General features: G+C 36.1%; 2 protein-coding genes. One reads left to right on the plus strand and one right to left on the minus strand.

Annotated features, from left to right (window positions below; genetic code table 11):
- Window positions 1-369: 369 nt before the first annotated feature.
- Window positions 370-1,884 (minus strand): TolC family protein, encoded by a 1,515-nt coding sequence (locus KGY70_14255; protein ID MBS3776353.1) that lies wholly within the window; start codon window positions 1,882-1,884, stop codon window positions 370-372.
- A 796-nt stretch (window positions 1,885-2,680) separates the two neighbouring features.
- Between KGY70_14255 and KGY70_14260 the strand changes: the two genes are divergently transcribed.
- Window positions 2,681-3,442, plus strand: a 762-nt coding sequence (locus KGY70_14260) for a hypothetical protein (GenBank protein MBS3776354.1), incomplete at its 3' end; no start/stop codon positions are given.

The following is a 3,442-nucleotide window of genomic DNA, read 5'->3' on the forward strand; positions in this document are numbered from 1 at the left end:
ACCGAAGCACCTCCGTCATCCGTAACATAAGCCTTACTCTTTGCACTGTCAGCAGTAATTTCAGTTATTGAAAGGCTATTTACCACAGGAGATTCTACTTTACAACCGGTAAATATGAACAAGCTTGCTGCAAGAAATGATAGTGGAAGTATAATTAACTTTTTCATTGGGGTAAAAGTTTCTGTGACAAATTTTAAAAAGGGGTTTAAAAATTGCTGAAGTATCACTATCTTTAGTTTCTAAACAATACCCCTTTCAGACAATGATAGAAAAAATTTTGAAACATCCCAATAAAAAACTTAATTTTTTACCGCTTGCAGAAAAGATTACTATATGTCCATACATATTTTGGAAGCCCTATCGTACATATCAATCAATCGGATCAATTCCATTTGAAGGTATCAACCTGTCAAAATCAACCGATAATTCTTCCTGATTAACAAAATCATAGCCGGTTAACTGGCGGATCTCATAAATATACTCCCAATATTCTTCCAATTCCCGGATATAACTTTTTCGGGCGGAGATTTTATCTTGTTCTGCAGAATTAAGTTTGACAATATCCGCTTCTCCCTTGAGAAATCTTTCCTGAACAATATCATATGATTTTCTTGCCAGGGTATCTGCCAAAGCTGCTCTTTCTATAATATTTTTCTGCAGATTAAATTCTTCAATCGTTCTTCTTACATTTTGATCAAACCGTATTTCCGATTGTCTCACACTTGCATTTGTTACTTGTTGGTTTCTTCTGGCGAGGTTATATCGTTTTTGTGTTAATCCCCAGTCAACAATGGGGATATATAAACTAACCCTTACTCTTTGCTGATCCAATAAATCCTGATACGTTTGCTCAATGTTCTCATTTGTCTGATTCAATCCGAAGCTTACATCAAGATTGGCATGGTAACGCGACTTTTTGGCTCTGACAACATTCCGTTCAGCCCGAATGCGTCGCTCTTCATGCCAAATCGTTCGGGGGTTGTTCTTTTGGGCTTTTTCTAAAGCTATTGACGGGTCAATATTTAACTGAGGGATTTCTTCAGGAACGGTTAATTCTATAGATACATCTTCCTTTAACCGGAGGAAGGTGATGAGGTCATTTTCAGCCCGTTTAGCCCTGTTGCTGGTTTGTTTTAAGCTATTCTCAGCATTTAACTTGCGCAATCTGAGCGAATACAAATCTTCCTGGGAAATCGAATCTTTTTTATAGCGTTCCTGCCCATCTTTATAAAGCGTATCTGCATTTGCATATTTGGTCTCCTCTATACCCAGGGATATTTGAGCAAGCAACAAATCAAAGAAAGCATCTACCGCATCTTCTGAAATTTCTTCCCGTTCCTGAATATAATCCCTTTGTGCCCTTTTAAATTCCAAAGGTTCCAGCTTCTTCTGCCATCTCAGGTGGTTATAATCGAACAAACCCTGTTCAATCCCTATTCTTATAGGTGTTGAAGAATATTGAACCCCACCATTGTTAAAATTCTGAAGCCTTCCAATATCGGAATCTATATAAACTTTTCCTCCTGTAAACGGAATGTTTTGATTCAGTGAAAGATTGAAATATGAATTTACATTTTGCTGTTCAATATATTGGTATGAAGAATCCTGCCAGTTGAATTCTTCCCTCACAGCCCTTGTATAAGAAAATGGTCTGGCAGATAGGTTTAATTTGGGAAGAAATTCTGCTTTATAGGAGCGATAATTCCAATAATCAGCAAGATATCTGTTTTTTTCGATAAAGGCTTTGAGTGAGCTGTCCTTTGCAATGTCAATAACGTTCTGTAAGTTTAAGTTAATTTTCCGGGTCTCCTGACTATATCCATCTGTTGCAATTTGTAAAAGCTGAAAACTAAAAATAACGATCAATAATTTTTTTAAGGTCATTGTTGGAATCTACTTTAATTTATTACTCTGATTCATTCGTGTAACAGTTTATTAAAAAATTAAATTTCAAATTGATTTATATACCAAGTTTACAAACTTTGCTTGTATTACCATGGAACCCGCATGTTACTCATGTTCTTGTTATGAAGGTCCTGGATGCAGGTTTCATTATAAAACAGCGCCATTTATCGATGCAACCAAAAAAAGGGATTATGTTTGAAAACAAAAGTTATGCCATTTTAGTAATTTATCGGCTGCAAAATTACAAAAATCCCGTGATATTAACAATTGAGAACATGTTATATTTTTTTGTGGGATCATGAATATAAATAGAGTCTGTCTATAATGTCCGCTGGCTGCGTTACGATCGTTTTTCATGCCAGTCATCCGGCAATGGCCCGGCTCCTGACATTCAACATACGCAAGTTTTGCCAGCGAACATTCTAGACGAGATTCTTTCAAGTCAATTTGACTTTATAGTCAAACATTAAATAGGGGGGGGGTAGTGTTTGTAATATTGCTTTTTTGTAATATATTCCTAGCATTTTAGGGGTATATTACAAAAAAATAACAAAATATTTTTGAAATACCCCCTTTCATTTATACCTTTGCCTGGATGATTATAAAAAATTTTATTCACCCTTAAATTTTTTAAATTATGAAGCCATACCTCATCGGAAGTACTCAGCCAGTTGGGTATTCAGGTTCTTGCTGTGGTAATTGTAAGTGCCTAAGCCGGTATATTAATCATCATTCCGGCACCCCTATTGAAATGCCTGATAAAATGTAGAATTCTATGAAAGGGGATGTTATGAGTTTTGAATCAACAGTATATGAAATTCTGATATATGCTCCCGGAGATGTTCAGGAAGAAAAGGAGATAATTGAGGAAATTATTGAGGAATGGAATATGATTCATTCTAAACGGGACAAAATAATCCTGATCCCAAAAAGTTGGGAGAGGCATTCTTTATCTGAATATAGCAATCATCCCCGGGAAATGATAAACAAACAGATTGCAGAAAATGCAGATTTACTGGTAGCGGTCTTTTGGACAATGATTTTCACTCCGACAGGAGAAGCAGATAGTGGAACTGTTGAAGAACTTGACCAATATATTGATGCCGGAATACCGGTTTTGGTATATCAATCGTCCAAACATGCGGAAGGTTCCGGTATTGATCAAAATCAATACTGGAACCTTCTGGAATTTCTTAATAACTTAGAATCAGGTAAAACGTTTGTACATCAATATAATTCATTGGCAGTTTTTCGTGAGCTTTTTAAGCGACAACTTTCACAGGTTATGAATAATAACTTTGCTGTTAACCCTGAAATACATGTAAGCCATTTCAATGCCGCGTCAAATAATTCTTTAATATCCGGAGAGGCGAAACAACTATTGATAAATGCTGCCCAGGATCCTTCCGGTATTATAATATATTGTGTCACTGCAGAAGGAACACGTATAAGTACAAACAACAAAGATTTCAGTGAACCTGGTAATCCTGAATCAGAGTTGGTGTGGTATAATGCATTAGAAGAACTTACAGCCCAT

The sequence above is a fragment of the Bacteroidales bacterium genome, assembly GCA_018334875.1.
GTDB lineage: Bacteria > Bacteroidota > Bacteroidia > Bacteroidales > UBA12077 > JAGXLC01.

Excerpts from the sequence above, each read along its gene's own strand:
- KGY70_14255 (MBS3776353.1), bottom strand. The coding sequence starts at position 1,884 with ATGACCTTAAAAAAATTATTGATCGTTATTTTTAGTTTTCAGCTTTTA.